This is a genomic window from Streptomyces sp. cg36 (assembly GCF_041080675.1).
In the GTDB taxonomy this organism is placed as follows: domain Bacteria; phylum Actinomycetota; class Actinomycetes; order Streptomycetales; family Streptomycetaceae; genus Streptomyces.
The window spans coordinates 6,823,763-6,842,430 of record NZ_CP163520.1 but is presented as its reverse complement, the minus strand read 5'-3'; the positions used below and the strand labels follow the sequence as shown (position 1 = coordinate 6,842,430).

At 73.0% G+C, this 18,668-nt stretch carries 21 protein-coding genes and 1 riboswitch; of the genes, 12 read left to right on the top strand and 9 right to left on the bottom strand.

Going from position 1 to position 18,668, the window contains the following annotated elements; translation table 11 throughout:
* Positions 1 to 55: 55 nt before the first annotated feature.
* The 7 genes from AB5J87_RS30525 to AB5J87_RS30495 all read right to left on the bottom strand — a co-directional run bounded on the left by AB5J87_RS30525 (position 56) and on the right by AB5J87_RS30495 (position 5,288).
* A complete protein-coding gene (locus AB5J87_RS30525) occupies positions 56 to 829 on the bottom strand; it encodes an urease accessory protein UreD (protein ID WP_369383718.1) in 774 nt (257 codons plus the stop codon).
* Entirely contained in the window at positions 826 to 1,503 is a 678-nt protein-coding gene (ureG, locus tag AB5J87_RS30520) for an urease accessory protein UreG (RefSeq protein ID WP_369381252.1), read from the bottom strand. Before ureG ends, AB5J87_RS30525 begins: the two co-directional genes overlap by 4 nt.
* A 214-nt stretch (positions 1,504 to 1,717) precedes the next feature.
* A complete protein-coding gene (locus tag AB5J87_RS30515) occupies positions 1,718 to 2,392 on the bottom strand; it encodes an urease accessory protein UreF (protein WP_369381251.1) in 675 nt (224 codons plus the stop codon).
* 25 nt (positions 2,393 to 2,417) lie between these two features.
* Positions 2,418 to 4,139 carry an urease subunit alpha gene (locus AB5J87_RS30510; protein ID WP_369381250.1) on the bottom strand — a complete coding sequence of 574 codons (1,722 nt, stop codon included), beginning with the start codon at positions 4,137 to 4,139 and terminating at the stop codon, positions 2,418 to 2,420.
* Positions 4,132 to 4,443 carry an urease subunit beta gene (locus AB5J87_RS30505; RefSeq protein ID WP_369381248.1) on the bottom strand — a complete coding sequence of 104 codons (312 nt, stop codon included), beginning with the start codon at positions 4,441 to 4,443 and terminating at the stop codon, positions 4,132 to 4,134. The genes AB5J87_RS30510 and AB5J87_RS30505 overlap by 8 nt, the downstream gene beginning before the upstream one ends.
* A gap of 15 nt (positions 4,444 to 4,458) precedes the next feature.
* Positions 4,459 to 4,761 carry an urease subunit gamma gene (locus tag AB5J87_RS30500; protein ID WP_369381247.1) on the bottom strand — a complete coding sequence of 101 codons (303 nt, stop codon included), beginning with the start codon at positions 4,759 to 4,761 and terminating at the stop codon, positions 4,459 to 4,461.
* Positions 4,762 to 5,006: 245 nt separating this feature from the next.
* A complete protein-coding gene (locus tag AB5J87_RS30495; protein WP_369381246.1) occupies positions 5,007 to 5,288 on the bottom strand; it encodes a type II toxin-antitoxin system Phd/YefM family antitoxin in 282 nt (93 codons plus the stop codon).
* 97 nt (positions 5,289 to 5,385) lie between these two features.
* Between AB5J87_RS30495 and AB5J87_RS30490 the strand changes: the two genes are divergently transcribed.
* The 3 genes from AB5J87_RS30490 to AB5J87_RS30480 all read left to right on the top strand — a co-directional run bounded on the left by AB5J87_RS30490 (position 5,386) and on the right by AB5J87_RS30480 (position 7,296).
* Positions 5,386 to 6,027 carry an ATP-dependent Clp protease proteolytic subunit gene (locus tag AB5J87_RS30490; protein WP_369381243.1) on the top strand — a complete coding sequence of 214 codons (642 nt, stop codon included), beginning with the start codon at positions 5,386 to 5,388 and terminating at the stop codon, positions 6,025 to 6,027.
* Positions 6,024 to 6,329, top strand: coding sequence for a hypothetical protein (locus tag AB5J87_RS30485; RefSeq protein ID WP_369381240.1), 306 nt, complete (start codon positions 6,024 to 6,026; stop codon positions 6,327 to 6,329). Before AB5J87_RS30490 ends, AB5J87_RS30485 begins: the two co-directional genes overlap by 4 nt.
* A gap of 305 nt (positions 6,330 to 6,634) precedes the next feature.
* Positions 6,635 to 6,818: riboswitch (cyclic di-AMP (ydaO/yuaA leader) on the top strand.
* A gap of 4 nt (positions 6,819 to 6,822) precedes the next feature.
* On the top strand, positions 6,823 to 7,296 hold the full coding sequence (locus tag AB5J87_RS30480) for a C40 family peptidase (RefSeq protein WP_369381238.1): 474 nt from the start codon (positions 6,823 to 6,825) through the stop codon (positions 7,294 to 7,296).
* 62 nt (positions 7,297 to 7,358) lie between these two features.
* Here the strand turns inward: AB5J87_RS30480 and AB5J87_RS30475 are convergent, their stop codons facing one another.
* A complete protein-coding gene (locus AB5J87_RS30475; protein ID WP_369381236.1) occupies positions 7,359 to 7,790 on the bottom strand; it encodes an ATP-binding protein in 432 nt (143 codons plus the stop codon).
* A 243-nt stretch (positions 7,791 to 8,033) separates the two neighbouring features.
* Between AB5J87_RS30475 and AB5J87_RS30470 the strand changes: the two genes are divergently transcribed.
* Both AB5J87_RS30470 and AB5J87_RS30465 read left to right on the top strand, forming a co-directional pair.
* Positions 8,034 to 8,891 (top strand): helix-turn-helix domain-containing protein, encoded by an 858-nt coding sequence (locus tag AB5J87_RS30470; protein WP_369381234.1) that lies wholly within the window; start codon positions 8,034 to 8,036, stop codon positions 8,889 to 8,891.
* 10 nt (positions 8,892 to 8,901) lie between these two features.
* A complete protein-coding gene (locus AB5J87_RS30465; RefSeq protein WP_369381232.1) occupies positions 8,902 to 9,147 on the top strand; it encodes a DUF397 domain-containing protein in 246 nt (81 codons plus the stop codon).
* A gap of 17 nt (positions 9,148 to 9,164) precedes the next feature.
* Here the strand turns inward: AB5J87_RS30465 and AB5J87_RS30460 are convergent, their stop codons facing one another.
* Positions 9,165 to 10,307, bottom strand: coding sequence for an 8-amino-7-oxononanoate synthase (locus tag AB5J87_RS30460; protein WP_369381231.1), 1,143 nt, complete (start codon positions 10,305 to 10,307; stop codon positions 9,165 to 9,167).
* Between the two features lie 144 nt (positions 10,308 to 10,451).
* Here AB5J87_RS30460 and bioB point away from each other — a divergent pair, with 144 nt between their 5' ends.
* From bioB to AB5J87_RS30425, 7 genes are all read left to right on the top strand, one after another.
* Positions 10,452 to 11,675 (top strand): biotin synthase BioB, encoded by a 1,224-nt coding sequence (gene bioB / locus AB5J87_RS30455; RefSeq protein ID WP_369381228.1) that lies wholly within the window; start codon positions 10,452 to 10,454, stop codon positions 11,673 to 11,675.
* Complete coding sequence (locus tag AB5J87_RS30450; protein ID WP_369381227.1) at positions 11,668 to 12,975, top strand: adenosylmethionine--8-amino-7-oxononanoate transaminase; 1,308 nt, start codon at positions 11,668 to 11,670, stop codon at positions 12,973 to 12,975. The genes bioB and AB5J87_RS30450 overlap by 8 nt, the downstream gene beginning before the upstream one ends.
* A 1-nt stretch (position 12,976) precedes the next feature.
* Positions 12,977 to 13,669, top strand: coding sequence for a dethiobiotin synthase (gene bioD / locus AB5J87_RS30445; RefSeq protein ID WP_369381226.1), 693 nt, complete (start codon positions 12,977 to 12,979; stop codon positions 13,667 to 13,669).
* Positions 13,669 to 14,022 (top strand): VOC family protein, encoded by a 354-nt coding sequence (locus AB5J87_RS30440; protein ID WP_369381224.1) that lies wholly within the window; start codon positions 13,669 to 13,671, stop codon positions 14,020 to 14,022. Before bioD ends, AB5J87_RS30440 begins: the two co-directional genes overlap by 1 nt.
* 333 nt (positions 14,023 to 14,355) lie before the next feature.
* Positions 14,356 to 15,027, top strand: coding sequence for a class I SAM-dependent methyltransferase (locus AB5J87_RS30435; RefSeq protein WP_369381223.1), 672 nt, complete (start codon positions 14,356 to 14,358; stop codon positions 15,025 to 15,027).
* Positions 15,028 to 15,077: 50 nt separating this feature from the next.
* The gene (locus tag AB5J87_RS30430) at positions 15,078 to 15,935 is read left to right on the top strand and encodes an ABC transporter ATP-binding protein (RefSeq protein WP_369381221.1); all 858 of its coding nucleotides are present in this window, start codon (positions 15,078 to 15,080) and stop codon (positions 15,933 to 15,935) included.
* Between the two features lie 6 nt (positions 15,936 to 15,941).
* Positions 15,942 to 18,506, top strand: a complete 2,565-nt coding sequence (locus tag AB5J87_RS30425; RefSeq protein ID WP_369381218.1) for an ABC transporter permease — start codon at positions 15,942 to 15,944, stop codon at positions 18,504 to 18,506.
* Positions 18,507 to 18,668 lie beyond the last annotated feature (162 nt).

The following is an 18,668-nucleotide window of genomic DNA, read 5'->3' as shown; positions in this document are numbered from 1 at the left end:
TCGGGGGATCCTCGCGCCTGTGAGGTTCCGGATACCAGGTCGTACTGGTGTTTCTTTACCGAACCGATAGCCGGGACGAGCGGTCCCGCTCAGCGGTCAGGGCCTCATCCAGCACCCGCCGCAGCAGCCGGGCGTCCGGCGCGACGGCCGTGACCAGGTACGCCGGTCCGGCGAGCGGGGTGCGGACCGCGCCCTCGCCGAGCGGGCGCGCCGCCACCGGCTCGTCCGCCAACTCCGGGTCGACCACCAGGAGTTGCCCCACCGCCCGGTGTCCGCCCAGCACCGCGCAGCCGTCCCAGCCGCCGGGCGCCCCGGGCCCGTACGCCAGCTCCTGGTCCAGCAGGGGGCGTCCGGCGTGGTGCACGGTGAGCCGGGTGACCAGCGTGCCGGGCTCCTCGCCGTGCCGTCCGAGGATCTGCTCCTCGCGCAGCACCAGCCGCGCCCCGGCCGCGAGCTCCACCCGGGTCCGCATCCGCAGGTCGCTGCCGTGCGCCGAGATCAGCTGCTCGGGCAGCCAGTGCAGCTCGGCGTCCTGATCCACCCTCAGCCGTACGTCGTAGTGCGCCCGCTCGCCGCCGCGGCCGGGCAGGGCGATGGTGGCGGCGGCCGAGTCCACGGTCAGCCGGGTGCCCGCGCGGACGTCGGCCTCCAGCGCGATGCGGTCGCCGCCGAGCGGGGCGCTCATCGCCCCGACGACGGTGACCCGGTGCCGGTCCCCGGTGGCCCGGGTGCGGCGCAGCGCGAGCGGGCCCGCGCCCGCGAGCACGGGCAGCCCTTCGGGGGTGGCGACGATCTGGGCGGTGGCGCGGACCCCGGCGCCCCGGGTCATCGCGTCCACGCGGCGAGCTTCTCGCGCACCCACTCCGCCACCGCGTCCACTCCGCCCTCGGCGCGCAGCGACTGGAAGACGACGGGGAGCGCGCCGCGCTGCTCCTCGGCGTCGCGGGCCATCCGCTCCAGGTCGGAGCCCACGTACGGGGCGAGGTCGGTCTTGTTGACCACCAGCAGGTCGGCCGTGGTGACGCCGGGCCCGCCCTTGCGCGGGATGTCGTCGCCGCCCGCCACGTCGATGACGAAGATCTGGGCGTCGACCAGGCCCTTGGAGAAGGTCGCGGTGAGGTTGTCGCCGCCGGACTCGACCAGGATCAGATCGAGCGGCCCGACCGCGTCCTCCAGGTCCTCGACGGCCTCCAGGTTGGCGGAGATGTCGTCCCGGATCGCGGTGTGCGGGCAGGCGCCGGTCTCCACGGCCTGGATGCGCTCGGGCGGGAGCACGGCGCTGCGCAGCAGGAACTCGGCGTCCTCGCGCGTGTAGATGTCGTTGGTGACGACGGCGAGGGAGTACCGCTCGCGCAGGACCCCGCAGAGCGCGGCCACGGTGGCGGTCTTGCCGGAGCCCACGGGCCCGCCGAGGCCGATGCGCAGGGCCCGGCGGGTGCCGTCGGGCCGGTGGGCGTCGGCGCTGACCGCGGCGGGGGCGTCGTGGGAGTGGTCGAGGTGCATGGGGCGGCTCCACTTGTCGGGCCGGGGGGCGGGTCAGCCCGTCCGGCGTGTGAGGACGAGCCCGTTTTCCGGGCGATGGGGCCCGGGGCGGGGCCCCGGCGGGGTTCGGGAAGGAGTGGTCGGATGGGGGCGGGCCGGGGCCTTCAGGGCGTCGCCGGCGACGGGCCGGGGCCCGCCGGGCCTCGTCGGGCGGGCGCGCGTCCGGCGACCGGCCCTAGGACGCGAACAGCCGTACCGGCCAGGCCGCATGGGCCTCGGCCAGGACGTCCAGCAGCGGCGCCGAGGCGGCGGGCAGCGCGTCCACCCCCTCCACCGCGGCCGAGGCCGCGGCCCGCGAGGCCCGCGCGGCCACCGCGTCCAGTTCGGGCGCCAGCCGGGCGAGCACGCCCGTGGCGTCGAACGGGTCGAGGCTCAGCAGCCGCACGACCGCGGTCGCCGGGCCGCTGACGCACTCGTACGCCGCGCAGTGCGCAGCGTCCTCGGGCCCGAGCCCCGCCGCGCGCGCGGCGAGCCCGAGCACGACCGGCTGATGGGCCCCGCGCGGGCGGGCCGCCGCGAGCGCGGCCAGCTCCTCGGTGGGCCAGGTGGCCCGCGCCGCCCGCATCATCTGGCGGCCGAGCCGGCGCGCGGTGGCCCGCAGCGCGGGCGACGGGGTGCGCGCGTCGGCGGCCCCGTCGAGGGCGAGCGGGTCGAGGCCGAGGGCCGCCGCCGCGGCGAGCGCGGCGGCGACCAGGCCCGTGGTGTGCAGCCGCCCCCGGCAGAACTCCGCCAGACCGTCCGCGTCCCGGACGCGCCCGGCCCGTACGGCGGCTTCGGCACCTCCCGAGTGGGCGTGGCCGCCGGCCGGGAAGCGGCCGTCGGCGAGGACGAGCAGGGCTGCGCGAGTCATGTGCCGACCGATCTCAAAGGGGTGCTCAGAAGAGGAAGTACCGCTGGGCCATGGGCAGTTCGGCGGCGGGCGCGGGCTCCACCACCTCGCCGTCGATGGTCACGGTGAAGGTGTCCGGGTCGACCCGGACGTCGGGCCGGGCGTCGTTCTCGCGCATGTCGGCCTTGCCCACCCGCCGGGTGCTCCTGATGGCGACGAACTCCTTGTCCAGGCCCAGCCGTTCGGGCAGCGAGTCCTCCAGCGCGGCCTGCGAGACGAAGTTGACCGAGTTGCCCGCCGGGGCCTTGCCGTACGCGCCGAACATCGGGCGCGGCAGGACCGGCTGCGGGGTGGGGATGGACGCGTTGGCGTCACCCATCTGCGCGTACGCGATCTGGCCGCCCTTGAGGACGAGCTGCGGCTTGACCCCGAAGAACGCGGGCTCCCACAGCACCAGGTCGGCGAGCTTGCCCGGCTCGACCGAGCCGATCTCGCCGTCCAGGCCCTGGGCGACCGCCGGGTTGATCGTGTACTTGGCGACATAGCGGCGGGCCCGGTGGTTGTCGGCGCGCCCGTCGCCCGCGAGGGCGCCCCGGCGGACCTTCATCACGTGCGCGGTCTGCCAGGTGCGCAGGATCACCTCGCCGATGCGGCCCATCGCCTGGGAGTCGGAGGAGAGGATCGAGATGGCGCCGAGGTCGTGCAGGACGTCCTCGGCGGCGATGGTCGAGGGCCGGATGCGGGACTCGGCGAACGCCAGGTCCTCGGGCACGGCCGGGTTGAGGTGGTGACAGACCATCAGCATGTCGAGGTGCTCCTCGACGGTGTTGACGGTGTGCGGCCGGGTCGGATTGGTGGAGCTGGGCAGGACGTACGGCTCGGAGACCACGGTGATGATGTCCGGCGCGTGACCGCCGCCCGCGCCCTCGGTGTGGTACGCGTGGATGGAGCGGCCCGCGATCGCGGCGAGGGTGTCGCCGACGAAGCCGGCCTCGTTCAACGTGTCGGTGTGGATGGCGAGTTGGGCGCCGGTCTCGTCGCAGACGCTCAGACAGGCGTCGATGACGGCCGGGGTCGCGCCCCAGTCCTCGTGGATCTTGAAGCCGAGGGCGCCGCCGCGCAGCTGGGAGTGCATGGCCTCGCGCGACATGGTGTTGCCCTTGCCGAGCAGACCGATGTTGACGGGCGCGTTCTCCAGGGCCGCGAACATCCGGGCCAGGTGCCAGGGGCCGGGGGTGACGGTGGTGGCCTTGGTGCCCTCGGCGGGGCCGGTGCCGCCGCCGACCAGGGTGGTGATGCCCGAGGAGAGGGCCTGGTCGATCAGGGTCGGCGAGATGAAGTGGACGTGGGTGTCCACCGCGCCGGCCGTGAGGATCTTGCCGTTGCCCGCGATGATCTCGGTCTCGGGGCCGATGACCAGGTCCGGGTGGACCCCGTCCATGGTGTCGGGGTTGCCCGCCTTGCCCAGCGCGGTGATCCGGCCGTCGCGGATGCCGACGTCGGCCTTGACGACGCCCCAGTGGTCCAGGACCACCACACCGGTGATCACGGTGTCGGGGGCGCCCTCGGCGCGGGTGGTGCGGGCCTGTCCCATGGACTCGCGGATCACCTTGCCGCCGCCGAACACCGCCTCGTCGCCCGCGAGTCCGGGTCCGCCGCTGCGGTCCTCCTCGATCTCGATCAGGAGGGCGGTGTCGGCGAGCCGGACGCGGTCGCCGGTGGTGGGGCCGAACAGGTCGGCGTACACGGCACGGTCGAGGTCAGTCATCGAGGGGTCCTCCGGTCTCGCCGCGCAGCCCCGGAACGACCCGCAGCCCGCCGATCGGGACGAGTTCGACGTCGACGGGGATGCCGGGCTCGAAGCGCACGGCGGTGCCCGCTGCGATGTTCAGCCGCTGCCCGCGGGCGGCGGTGCGGTCGAAGTCCAGGCCGGGGTTGGCCTCGGCGAAGTGGTAGTGCGAGCCGACCTGGACGGGCCGGTCGGCGGCGTTGAGGACGGTGATCCGGGTGACCTCGCGGCCCTCGTTGAGGGCCACGGGCTCGTCCGCGAACAGGATCTCTCCGGGAATCATCGGGCCGCTCCCGCGTCAGACGATGGGTTCGTGGACGGTGACGAGCTTGGTGCCGTCCGGGAAGGTCGCCTCGACCTGGACGTCGTGGATCATCTCCGGGATGCCGGGCATGACGTCGTCCCGGGTGAGCAACTTGCGGCCGGAGTCCATCAGTTCGGCCACGGTCCGGCCGTCGCGCGCGCCTTCGAGCACGTGCGAGGTGATCAGTGCGACGGCTTCGGGGTGGTTGAGCCTCACCCCGCGCGCCCGGCGCTTCTCCGCCACGTCCGCGGCCACATGGATGAGCAGTCTCTCCTGCTCGTGCGGCGTCAGTTGCACGCTTCCCACCTCACAGTCGTGCCCGGAACGGGAGAATCCCGTCTCGACGCTGCGGGACCCTATCCGAGTTCAACACTCTGTTGACCTGCGGTTCAGGGGTCCGCAGCGAGGCATTGCACGTTACGGCGGAAGTTTTTCCGGCTCGTTAACTGACGCTTTGCATATCCATGGCCAATGCATCGATCGCGCGCGGACGCCACGGCCGCCGATCGCGGGCGAGCGCGACAGCGGGGCGCGGGGGCGGATCAGCCCCCCATCGGCGGCTGCCGGTGCTCGGCGGCGATGCCGAACCGGCTCCGTTCGCCGGGAGCGGACACGGCCGGGCGCACCGAGGTCACCGTACTGATCACCTGCTCCTCGGCCGCCTGCGCCGCTCCTTCGAGTCGCTCCAGGTCAGCGGCGGACACCAGGGCGACGAGCGGCTTGCCGTGCCGGGTCAGCACGACCCGCTCGCCGCCGTACACCACGCGGTTGATCAGCTCGGCGAGCTCAGCTCGGGCTTGCGTCACCGGAATCTCATGGGCCATGCTCCCCATCATAACGGCCTGTACGTCCTGTACATTTTTTACAGAGGCAGTCGACCGATGCGCCCAGCAGGGCCATCCGTACGAGAAGGGGTCCGCCATGCACGGCCCGTCCGCCCGCCACGTCCTGCCCGAGTTCTCCGAACGCACCTCCACCGGGGTCCGCACCCTCGACCCCTACGGCAAGCTGCTCGAAGAGCGGATCGTCATCCTCGGTACTCCCGTCGACGACACCTCCGCCAACGATCTGATGGCCCAGTTCATGCACCTGGAGCACGCCGACCCGGACCGGGACATCTCGCTCTACATCAACTCCCCCGGCGGCTCGCTCACCGCGATGACGGCCATCTACGACACGATCCGGTTCGTCGCCTGCGACGTGGAGACGGTGTGCATCGGGCAGGCCGCCTCGGCCGCCGCGGTACTGCTGGCCGCGGGCACGCCGGGCAAGCGGCTCGCACTCCCCGGCGCGCGGGTGCTCGTCCACCAGCCCTCGATCGAGGAGCCGCTGCGCGGCCAGCCCTCCGATCTGGAGATCCAGGCGAGGGAACTCCAGCGCGGCCGGGCACTGCTGACGGAGCTGCTGGCACGGCACACCGGGCAGTCCACCGAGCGGATCGGCGCCGACATCGAGCGGGACACCATCCTGGACGCCCCGGCGGCGCTCGCCTACGGCCTGGTCGACCACGTCGTGACCAGCCGCAAGACCCCGCTGTCCGGGCCGAGGAGGCAGTACCGGTGATCCCCGAACTGCCACCGCTGCCCGCGCTGACCCGCGCCGAGGGCGAGCTGATCGACGCGTATCTGGACGCGCTGGACAAGCTGGGCCGCGTCAACCCCGCCCGGCACCGGGACACCTACGGCGCGCTGCGGGCGGCACAGGCCCTGGTCGGGCGGGCGGTGGCGCTGCGGGACGCGCTGACGACCATGCATCTGCGCGGCGAGTCGGAGCTGCACTCCGAGACGCTGGCGCGGGCGCTGCGCGTCCTCGACGGGGAGCGCAGGGCGGGCCGTCTGACGATGCCGCCGCCCGGCCCAGGGTGAGCGCGCGGACGCCCGGGCGCCCCCCGCGTTGGTACGAGTCGGTGTCCCACGTTCGGACGATCCGATCGTCCGAACGACGTACCGCCCGTACTGCTCCGCACGCGTACGAGCCAGCGGAATGAATCGTTCCACCGCTGGTCAAAGGCCCTGTCAGAAGTGCCGAAACTTCCCTGTCCACCCGAACGGGTCAGTCGTGAGGAGCCTCACAAAACACTGTTTCGGCTCGGAAATCCGACACCTTTTGGGTCAAGATCCCTTCCGACGACAAGCCCCCGCCACCGCGGCGGGGCGGTCCGGGCGGACGCCGAGTCCTGCCGCCGCACCCGGATGACTGGTCGACTGAGTGGATCGGCAGGAGTGGAGGACCCAAGCACGGCGGGCCCACCGGGAGACCGGGAGGCCCTTGGGGTGAAGCCGCGAGAGCGGCCGGGCATCTTCGCCAGTCCGAACCCGACAGGTCATCCTTCGCAGGCGGTTTGACGAAGGGTTGCGCATGACTGCGCAGAATCATGTCCCGTCCCTGCTGACCCGTGTCGGCGCGGTCTCCGCCCTCACCCTCGCCGCCGTCGGCGGCACCCTGCTGGCGCCGGGCGCCAGCAGCGAGGCGAGCGCCGCGACACTCGCGACGAAGGCGCTCAATGTCGCCGCGTCCAAGAAGGGATCGCCTTACAAGTACGGCGCCACCGGCCCGTACCGGTTCGACTGCTCGGGGCTCACCCTCTACTCGTTCCAGAAGGCGGGCAAGAAGCTGCCGCGCACCACGCAGCAGCAGTACAACAGCACCCGCCACGTCTCGTCGTCCGCCCGCCAGCGCGGCGACCTCGTGTTCTTCCACTCCGGCTCGAACGTGTACCACGTCGGGATCTACGCCGGCGAGAACAAGATCTGGCACTCCCCCAAGACCGGTTCCGTGGTCAAGCTGGAGAAGATCTGGTCCAAGAGCGTCTGGTACGGGCGCGTGCGCTGACCCGCGCGACCGGCACAGGGGGTCCTCCCGGGCGCGGGCGCCCGCGCGCGGGAGGACCCGGCTCAGCTCTGGACCGGCGCCGTCCAGGGCAGCTCGATCCAGACGGTCTTGCCCCCGTCGGGGGTGGGCGTCACCGAGAGCCGGCCGCCGCACTCGGCGGCCAGCCAGCGAATGATCACCATGCCCCGCCCGTTGTCCTGCTGGACCGCGGCGGGAAGCCGTTTCGGCCAGCGCGGATGGCTGTCCGTGACCCCGATGTGGAGCTGCTCGTCGCGCTCCAGACGCAGCTCCACCGTGAACGTCGGCGACTGGCCCAGGGTGTGCTGCACGGCGTTGGTCGCGAGCTCCGAGACGATCAGGCGGATCGTATCGGCGGTTTCGCCACCTGCCGGCAGACCCCACTCGACGAGCACTCCGGCGACGTGTCTGCGGGCGGCGGAGACCGAGGCGGGATCGCTCGGCAGAGTGACGGTTGATTCGTGGTGGTCTGCCATGGCGACGCTGTCCCTTTCCCACCCGGGCCGGCCCGCCCGTCGCGCGGCGAGCGGGACGAACGCGAGGACGACCCGGACTTGTGCTTCGCGCCAGAGTGCCACTCATCGTGCCGCTCGATGCGCGGATCCACCGAGATATGCATATATCTGTCGCTCAAAGCGGTGAACTCTGCGACGAAGGACCGTATTTGGGAGCCACACTTGCCCATCACCCGAATCCCGGCCGGGTGGGAGGAGAGACTCATGTGGCACGGCCCCGCGGTACGCCGCCGCAAACTCGGCGAGGAACTGCGGAGGCTGCGCTGCGCCGCCGCCCTCACCAGCGGCGAGGTGGCCCGGCAACTGGGCTGGCACCAGTCCAAGGTGAGCCGGATCGAGACCGGCCGCAGCGGGGTGCGGCCCGCCGACGTGACCCGGCTGCTCGCGGTGTACGGGGTCGCCGACCCGGCGCTGCGGGCGCTCCTGGAGGCGCTCGCGGGCTCGGCCGACGGCCGGGGCGGCCAGTGGTGGCACGCCTACCGCGGGCTGCTGCCGCCGCAGTACCGGGACTTCATCAGCCTGGAGTCCCAGGCGTCGGCCGCGCGCACCCTGGAGACGTCGGTGGTGCCCGGGCTGCTCCAGACGCCCGAGTACGCGCGCGCGGTCACCCGGGCGGCTCTCGGCCATCTCGACGCGGCGCGGGTGGACTCACTGGTGGAGGTTCGGCTGGCGCGCCAGGAGGTGCTGCGGGCGGATCCGCCGCTGGAGCTGAGCGCGGTGGTGGACGAGGCGGCGCTGCACCGCGCGGTGGGCGGGGCGGCCGTGATGCGGCGGCAGTTGCGCCATCTCGCCGAAGTGGCCCGGCTGCCGCAGGTGCGGCTGCGGGTGCTGCCTTTCAGCAGCGGTGGCCATATCGGGCTCACCGGCCCTTTCATTATCTTCTCTTTTCCGCACATTTCTGATCTGGACGTTGTGGTTATCGACCACTTGACGAGTAGCCTCTATCTCGAACGGAGAGAAGACCTTGAGGCGTACAGCGCCGCGTTCCATACGGTCGAGGCGCAGGCCCTTTCGTTCCAGCACTCATTGAATCTCATCGCCGGGATGGCTGACGGCGTGTAAGGGAGGCATGATGCCCGCACCCCCCGCGCATGTACCTTCCAGCACTTCTCTGGAAGGCGCGCAATGGCGGCGCAGCAGCCGTAGTACAGGAATGAACAATTGCGTCGAGGCCGCATTCCTCGACGCCGCACTGCTGGCCGTCCGCGACTCCAAGCGGACCGCCGGCCCCGCGCTGCTCTTCGGAGCGCGGGCCTGGCACAGCTTCCTTTCCGGCCTGTCCGTCGAGCTCAACGAGGCGCCCGACAGCAGGAGTTGAGTACGCCCAACGGGGGACTACACGGTGGGCGCGGTCCGCAGGACCGTGTCCACCGCCCAGTCGATCTGACTGCCCGTCAAGTCCGCCCGGGCGGTCAGCCGCAGCCGGGAGATCCCGTCCGGCACCGACGGCGGACGGAAGCACCCCACCGCGAGCCCCGCCCCGCGGCACCGCGCCGCCCACTGCACCGCCTGCTCCGGCGAGGGCGCCCGCACCGAGACCACGGCGGCGTCCGGGCGCGCCGCCGTCAGCCCCGCCGCCGTCAGCCGCGCGTACAGCTCGGCCGCCACCGCGCGGGCCCGGCCCGCCCGCTGCGGCTCCGCCTCGATCAGCCGCAGCGCCGCCAGCGCCCCGCCCACCGACGCGGGCGCGAGCCCCGTGTCGAAGATGAACGTACGGGCCGCGTTGACCAGGTGCCGGATCACCCGCTCCGGGCCCAGCACCGCCCCGCCCTGGCTGCCCAGCGACTTCGACAGGGTCACGGTGGCGACCACGTCGCCGTCGCCCGCGAGCCCGGCCGCGTGCGGCGCGCCCCGCCCGCCCTCGCCCAGCACCCCGAGCCCGTGCGCGTCGTCCACCACCAGGGCCGCGCCGAACTCCCGGCAGGCGGCGGCGAGCGCGCCCAGCGGGGCCGCGTCCCCGTCCACCGAGAACACCGAGTCGCTCACCACCAGCGCCGCCCCGTCGTGGGCGTCCAGCGCCTTGCGCACCGCCTCCGGGTCCGCGTGCGGGACCACCGCCGTGGCCGCGCGCGAGAGCCGGCAGCCGTCGACGATGGAGGCGTGGTTGCCCGCGTCGGACACGATCAGCGAGTCCCGCTCGCCGAGCGCGGTCAGCGCCGCCAGGTTCGCCGCGTACCCCGAGGAGAAGACCAGCGCCGCCTCGAAGCCGCAGAACCGGGCGAGGGACTCCTCCAGCTCGGTGTGGAGCGCCGTGGTGCCGGTGACCAGACGGGAGCCGGTGGCGCCCGCGCCCCAGCGGCGGGCCGCCCCGGCCGCGCCTTCGGTGACCGCCGGGTGGCGGGTCAGCCCGAGGTAGTCGTTGCCGGCCAGGTCGAGCAGGTCCTGGTCGGCCGCGCGCGGCCGGAGCACCCGTACGAGACCGGCGCGCTCGCGCCGCTCGGTCGCTCCGTCGATCCAGTCGAATGGCGCTCGGGGCATGGTGGAGATCCCTTTTGTAGGCAGCGCACAGACCCTATTCCGGCGCGGGCGAGGTCAGGGTGTGGCAATACACACACCTTCGAGGAGCGCAGTTGTACGATCCCTCCTTGGCTGGAAGCGGGGTCTTGGGCAAGGATCGGCGCCATGGACCTGCTGAACACGCTGGTGGACAAGGGGCTGCGGCGCGAGCTGCCGAGCCGTGAAGAGGCGCTCGCCGTACTGGCGACCTCCGACGAGGAACTGCTCGACGTGGTGGCCGCGGCCGGCAAGGTGCGCCGTCAGTGGTTCGGGCGCCGGGTGAAGCTGAACTACCTGGTGAACCTGAAGTCGGGGCTGTGCCCGGAGGACTGCTCGTACTGCTCGCAGCGCCTCGGCTCCAAGGCCGAGATCCTCAAGTACACCTGGCTGAAGCCGGACGAGGCGTCCAAGGCCGCCGCCGCCGGTGTCGCGGGCGGCGCCAAGCGGGTCTGCCTGGTGGCGAGCGGCCGGGGGCCGACCGACCGCGACGTGGACCGGGTCTCGCAGACCATCGAGGCCATCAAGGAGCAGAACGAGGGCGTCGAGGTGTGCGCCTGCCTCGGTCTGCTCTCGGACGGCCAGGCCGAGCGGCTGCGCGCGGCCGGCGCCGACGCGTACAACCACAACCTCAACACGTCCGAGGGGACGTACGGGGACATCACGACCACCCACACCTACGCCGACCGCGTGGACACCGTGCAGAAGGCGCACGGCGCCGGGCTCTCCGCCTGCTCCGGTCTGATCGCGGGCATGGGCGAGAGCGACGAGGACCTGGTCGACGTGGTCTTCGCGCTGCGCGAGCTGGACCCGGACTCGGTCCCGGTCAACTTCCTCATCCCGTTCGAGGGCACCCCGCTCGCCAAGGAGTGGAACCTCACCCCGCAGCGCTGTCTGCGCATCCTCGCGATGGTCCGGTTCGTCTGCCCGGACGTCGAGGTGCGGCTCGCGGGCGGGCGCGAGGTGCATCTGCGCACGATGCAGCCGCTGGCCCTGAACCTGGTCAACTCGATCTTCCTCGGCGACTACCTCACCAGTGAGGGCCAGGAGGGCAAGGCCGACCTGGAGATGATCGCGGACGCCGGGTTCGAGGTGGAGGGCGCGGGCACGACCACGCTCCCCGAGCACCGCGCCGACGCCCTGGCCGGCGCGGGCTGCGGCTCGCACGCGGCCGGCGGCTGCGGCTCCCACGAGGGCGGCGCCTGCGGTGCGCACGCCGAGGGCGCGGGCTGCGGCCCGTGCGGCCAGTCCGCCCCGGCCCCGGCCGCCGCCACCGAGGTCCCCGAGGCCCGCACGGACCTGGTCGCCGTGCGCCGCCGGGGCGCCGGAACGGACCTCGCCCCCAATGCCTGACCCCGGTTACGGCGTCACCGAGCTGCGCGCCCTGGACCGGCAGCACGTCTGGCACCCCTACGGCCCGATGCCGGGCCGCCAGGAACCGCTGGTCGTGGAGTCCGCGTCCGGGGTCCGGCTGCGGCTCGCCGAGGAGGCGCACGGGCAGCGCGAGCTCGTCGACGGCATGGCGTCGTGGTGGTCGGCGCTGCACGGCTACAACCACCCGGTCCTCAACGCCGCCGCACACGGCCAGCTGGACCGGATGAGCCATGTGATGTTCGGCGGGCTCACCCACGAGCCCGCCGTGCGGCTCTGCGTCAAGCTCGTCGAGATCACCCCCGAGCCGCTCCAGCACGTCTTCCTCAGCGACTCCGGCTCGGTCTCGGTCGAGGTCGCCATCAAGATGTGCCTGCAGTACTGGAAGTCGGTCGGGCGGCCCGCCAAGCAGCGGCTGCTGACCTGGCGCGGCGGCTACCACGGCGACACCTGGCAGCCGATGTCGGTCTGCGACCCGGACGGCGGCATGCACGCGCTGTGGTCCGGCAGGCTGCCGGAGCAGGTCTTCGTGGACGCGCCCCCGACCGGGTACGACGCGGAGCCGGACGAGGCGTACGTACGCCGGCTGCGCGAGACCCTCGCCCGGCACGCCCACGAGGTGGCGGCGGTGATCGTCGAGCCGGTGGTGCAGAACGCGGGCGGGATGCGGTTCCACTCCCCCGGCTATCTGCGGGTGCTGCGCGAGCTGTGCGACGAGCACGACGTGCTGCTGGTCTTCGACGAGATCGCCACCGGCTTCGGCCGCACCGGCACCCTCTTCGCCTCCGAACACGCCGCCGTCTCGCCGGACGTGCTGTGCGTGGGCAAGGCGATGACCGGCGGCTATCTGTCGATGGCCGCGACGCTGTGCACGACCCGGGTCGCCGAGGGCATCTCCTCTGGCGAGGTCCCGGTCCTCGCGCACGGCCCGACGTACATGGCCAACCCGCTGGCCGCCGCCGTCGCCTGCGCTTCGATCGAACTGCTGCTGTCCCAGGACTGGCAGGGTGAGGTCAAGCGCCTGGAGACGGGTATGCGCCAAGGGCTCGGCGAGTACTCCGGAGCCCCGGGCGTGCGGGACGTACGCGTACTCGGCGGCATCGGCGTCGTCCAGCTCGACCACGAGGTGGACATGGCGGCCGCGACCCGGGCGGCGGTGCGCGAGGGCGTGTGGCTGCGCCCGTTCCGCGACCTCGTCTACACGATGCCGCCGTACGTGACCGACGACGAGGATCTGGCGCGCATCTGCCGAGCGGTGGGCGCGGCGGCACGGGAGGGCTGAGATGACGGTACTGGTCGTGAGCGGTACGGGAACGGAGATCGGCAAGACGGTCGTCACGGCGGCCGTCGCCGCGGTGGCACGCGCCGCCGGACGCTCGGTGGCCGTCCTCAAGCCCGCCCAGACGGGCGTCGCCCCCGGCGAGCCCGGCGACGTCGCGGAGGTGCGGCGCCTGGCGGGCGACGACGTCACCGGCCTCGAACTCGCCCGCTTCCCCGAGCCGTTGGCCCCCGACACGGCGGCCCGGCGGGCCGGGATGACCCCGGTGCACCCCGAGGACGTGGCCAAGGCCGCCGCGAAGCTCGCCACCGAGCACGACCTGGTGCTGGTGGAGGGCGCGGGCGGCCTCCTGGTCCGCCTCGACGCCGCGGGCGGCACGCTCGCCGACGCGGCGCGGCTGCTCGGCGCACCCGTCCTGGTCGTGACCCCGGCCGGACTCGGCACGCTCAACATGGCGGCCCTCACCGGCGAGGCACTGCGCGCCCGGGGCCTTGAGTGCGCGGGCCTGGTCGTCGGCAGCTGGCCCGCCGAGCCGGACCTGGCCTCGCTCTGCAACCTCGCGGACCTGCCGGAATCGGCCGGATCGCCGCTGGTCGGCGTGGTGCCGGAGGGCGCGGGCCGGCTTCCGGCCGCCGACTTCCGCGCGGCGGCGCCGAGTTGGCTCGGGCCGGAGCTCGGCGGCGGCTGGAGCCGGTGATGGCGGTCGTACGGGCACGGCTGCGCCAGCTCGTGGTCGACTGCGCCGCCCCGGACCGCCTCGCGCGGTTCTGGGCGGCGCTGCTGGGCGGTACGCCGGTGGTGCGGGACGCGGGCTGGGCCCATCTCGACCCGCCCGGCACGGCCCGGCTGGCCTTCCAGCGGGTGCCGGAGGGCAAGGCGGGCAAGAACCGGCTGCACCTCGACCTCACCGTGGAGGACGTGACCCGCGCCCGCGCCGCAGCGGTCCGCCTCGGAGCGACGGCCGTGGGCACGCCGGTACAGGACCCCCAGGGCACCTTCCAGGTCATGCGCGACCCGGAGGGGAACGAGTTCTGTTTCGTGGTGGGGTGAAGGGTGAGGGGTGCGGGGTGTCAGCTGATGGCTGACCGTTGACGGGTGTGGGGCGGCGGCTGACAGCTGACGGCTGTGGGCGGGCAGCTGGCAGCTGACAGTTGTGCGCGGGCAGCTGACGGCTGACGGCTGACAGTTGTGCGCGGGCAGCTGACGGCTGACGGCTGACAGTTGTGCGCGGGCAGCTGACGGTTATCAGCTATCAGATATCAGCTGACAACAAGTGATCACCCCCAGCCGGGCAACACCATGGGGACGGGTGACAGCGCGTCGGGGCGGGGACAATCCCGTTGTCCGTTCGCCCGTTCTCCGCCCGGCCTTGGAGGGTCCCCCATGGAGCAGCGTGCCAAGATCGCCCCGGACGCCGTTCACCATCCGCTGTTCGCCCGCTTCTACGGCCGCTTCAGCGAGAAGGTCGACCACCGGGCAGGCGTGTACGCCCTCCGCAGCGAGCTGCTGAGCGGCCTTTCGGGCCGCGTCATCGAGATCGGCGCGGGCAACGGCCTCAACTTCCCGCACTATCCGGGCGGGGTCAGCGAGGTCGTGGCGATCGAGCCCGAGCGCGGGCTGCGCAGGCTCGCCGTCCGCGCCGCGCTGCGTACCGACGTGCCGGTGGACGTGGTGCCGGGGGCGGCCGAGGCGCTGCCGGTGAAGAGCGAGGCGTTCGACGCGGCGGTGGTCTCGCTGGTGCTGTGTTCCGTACGCGAGGTGTCGCGCTCCCTCGCGGAGATCCACCGCGTGCTGCGCCCCGGCGGTGAGCTGCGGTTCTTCGAGCACGGCCGGGCCGAGGGACGGGTGCTGTCGGCGGTCCAGCGCGGGGCGGACCGCACATTGTGGCCGGTGCTGTTCGGCGGGTGCCACACCTGGCGCGATCCCTTGGCGGCGATCGAGGCGGCGGGCTTCGACCTGGTGGAGTTCCGGCGGCTGCGCGTTCCCGAGAAGGGCGTGCGGTTCCCGTCCTCGCCCTGTGTCCTGGGCACGGCGCGACGGCCGGACCTCGGCTGAACTCCCCCGTCGGCCGGATGGCCGCGGGCCGCCGCCGCCTCTACTCTCGTATGCCGTACGGGAGTCGGTACAGCCAGAACGCCACGACCCGGGAGGCGGCCTTGTCCACAGCTGCAGCGGCCACAGCGGCAACGGAAGGGGTCGCCGCGCGGGCCCGGGCGCTGACCAAGGCGTACGGGACGGGCGAGACGGCGGTCCTGGCGCTCGACTCCGTCGACGTGGACATCGCGCGCGGCCGGTTCACCGCCGTCATGGGCCCGTCGGGTTCGGGCAAGTCGACGCTGATGCACTGCCTCGCCGGGCTCGACACGGTGTCGGCGGGCCAGGTGTGGCTGGGCGACACCGAGATCACCGGGCTGAAGGAGCGCGAGCTGACCCGGCTGCGGCGGGACCGGATCGGCTTTATGTTCCAGGCGTTCAATCTGCTGCCGACGCTGACCGCCGCCGAGAACATCACGCTGCCGATGGACATCGCGGGCCGGGCGCCCGACCGGGAGTGGCTGGACCGGGTCATCGACACGCTCGGGCTGCGCGACCGGCTGAAGCACCGGCCGGCCCAGCTCTCCGGCGGGCAGCAGCAGCGGGTGGCGTGCGCCCGCGCGCTGGCCTCCCGCCCCGAGTTGATCTTCGCTGACGAGCCGACCGGCAATCTGGACTCCCGGGCGGGCGCCGAAGTGCTCACCTTCCTGCGGGAGGCCGTGGACGGCCTCGGCCAGACGGTGGTCATGGTCACCCACGACCCGGTCGCGGCGAGCCGGGCCGATCTGGTGCTGTTCCTGGCCGACGGGCGGATCGTCGACGAGATGCGCGGCCCGACGGCGGAGGCGGTCCTCGACCGGCTGAGGCTGTTCTCCGGCGGAGGCGGCGAAGCGGGTGCCCCCGGCGTCGACTCCCTGCGCAAGGGCTGAGCCGCCGTGCTGAAGGCGACGTTGCGCAGCTTCCTCGCCCACAAGGGCCGGCTGCTGCTGTCCGCGCTCGCGGTGGTCCTCTCGGTGGCGTTCGTCGCCGGTTCGCTGATCTTCTCGGACACGGTGGCCCGTACGTTCGACCGGCTCTTCGCCTCGACGTCGGCGGATCTGACGGTCGAGCCGCCCAAGGGCCTCGACGAGCGGGTGCCCTCGGGCGTGACGCGTACGGTTCCGGCGTCGCTCGCCTCGCGCATCGCCTCCGTCGACGGGGTGGCCGCCACCCACATCGACGCGGCCGTGCGGAACATCGCGGTCGTCGACCGCGCCAACAAGACGGTCGGGCCGACCAGCGGCGCGCCGACGATCGCCACCAACTGGTACGTCACCGAGCGCAGTCCGCTGAAGCTGACGAGCGGCCACGCCCCGCACGGTCCGGGCGAGGCCCTGATCGACAAGGACACCGCCGACGAGAAGCACGTCCGCCTGGGCGACCCGCTGACCGTGCTGGCGCAGCCCGGCTCCTTCCGGGTCCAGGTGGTCGGCATCGCCGCCTTCACCACCACCAACCCCGGTGCGGCGCTGGTGTTCCTGGACACGCCGACCGCGCAGACCCGGCTGCTGGGCAGCGCGGACGCGGCCACCACGATCTCGGTGGACGCGGCGCGCGGGGTGTCCGACGAGACGCTGAAGCAGCGCGTGGCGGCGGCGCTCGACGGCTCGTACGAGCTGAAGACCTCCGCCGAGCAGGCCAAGTCCGCCGCCGACGAGCTCGGCGGGTTCCTCGACGTGACCAAGTACGTGATGCTCGGATTCGCCGGGGTGGCGACGCTCGTCGGGATCTTCCTCATCGTCAACACCTTCTCGATGCTGATCGCCCAACGCACCCGGGAGCTCGGCCTGTTGCGGGCGCTGGGCGCCGACCGGCGGCAGGTGCGGCGCTCGGTCCTGCTCGAAGCGCTCCTGCTCGGCCTGGTCGGCTCCACGCTGGGGCTGGCGGCGGGCATCGGCCTGGCGGCCGGGCTGATGGCGCTGATGGGCGTGTTCGGGATGCGGCTGGACGCCACCGAGATGGTGGTCGCGTGGGGCACGCCGGTGGCGGCGTACGCCGTGGGCGTGGGCGTGACCTTCGTCTCCGCCTATCTGCCCGCGCGCCGGGCGGCCCGGGTGTCCCCGATGGCCGCGCTCGCGGACGCCGAAGTGAGCGGAGTGGGGCGGCCGTTGCGGATCCGCGCGGTCGTCGGCACGGTGCTGACGGTGGCCGGGGCGGCGGCGCTCACCGGCTGTGTGACCGCGACGAGGACGGCAACCGCGTCGTCCCTGCTCGGGCTGGGCGTGCTGCTGACACTGGCCGCGACGGTGGTGGCGGGTCCGATCCTGGTGCGCCCGGTGATCCGGGTGCTCGGCGCGGCCTTCCCCCGGCTGTACGGTCCGGTGGGCAGGCTGAGCCAGCGCAACGCGCTGCGCAACCCGCGCCGCACCGGCGCCACCGCGTCCGCCCTGATGGTCGGGATCGCCCTGGTCGCGGGGCTCTCGGTGGCCAGCGCCTCCATGACCAAGTCGTTCGACCAGCAGATCGACAAGACGCTGGGCGCCGACTTCGTCGTGCAGAACAGCAACTTCCAGCCGTTCCCGCGGGAGATCACCGACCGGGTGCGCGCGGTGAAGGGCACCGAGACCGTGGTGCGCCAGCGGTTCGCGGCCGTCCGCCTGGCCCTGCCCGACGGCAAACGGCCCGAGACCACGGTGTCCGGATACGATCCCCAGCTCGACGACGTCGCCCACCTCACGTACAAGGCGGGCGGTTCGGCGGAGGCGCTGGCCCCCGGCAATCTGGCGATGGACCGCACCTACGCGCACGATCACCGGGTGCGCCTCGGCGACTCGCTGCCGGTCACTTTCGGGACCGGACGCCAGGCCCGGCTGCGGGTGGCTGCGCTGACCGACATGGACCAGTCGGGCGGTTTCGGCATCGAGGGCGGCATCTTCATGGGCCTGGCGACCGTCGAGCGGTACATGCCGGGCGGCCAGGACGCGGCCGTGTACGTCGACGCGGGCGGCGGAACCGGCCCGGACCAGCTGCGGGCCGCCCTGAAGAAGGCTCTGGACGCCTATCCGCAGGTGCAGGTGCGCGACCAGGCGGACTACAAGAAGCTGATCCGCGACCAGATCGCCGTAATGCTGTACCTGGTGTACGCGCTGCTCGGGCTCGCCGTCGTCATCGCGGTGCTCGGCGTGGTGAACACGCTGGCCCTGTCGGTGGTGGAGCGCACCCGGGAGATCGGGCTGCTGCGGGCGGTCGGGCTGTCCCGCGTTCAACTGCGGCGCATGATCCGGCTGGAGTCGGTGGTGATCGCGGTGTTCGGCGCGCTGCTGGGGCTGGTGCTGGGCATGGTGTGGGGGGTGGGCATCCAGCAGGTGCTGGCGCTGCAGGGGCTCAAGGCGTTCGCCGTGCCGTGGTCCACGGTGATCGCGGTCGCGGTCGGAGCAGTGGCGGTGGGCCTGCTGGCGGCACTGCTGCCCGCACTGCGCGCCTCACGGATGAACGTCCTGACGGCGATCGCGCACGAGTAGGCGCGTGCGGGGCACGGGTGGGCGTGCACAGGTAGGCGCGTACGGGTCGCGAGTGGGCGCGTACGAGTGGGGCGGGGTGGGCCGCCGAGAGCCGGTCACCCGCCGACCCCGGCCCCGGCCCCGGCCCGCATGCTCCATCCCGTATCCCGTATCCCGTATCCC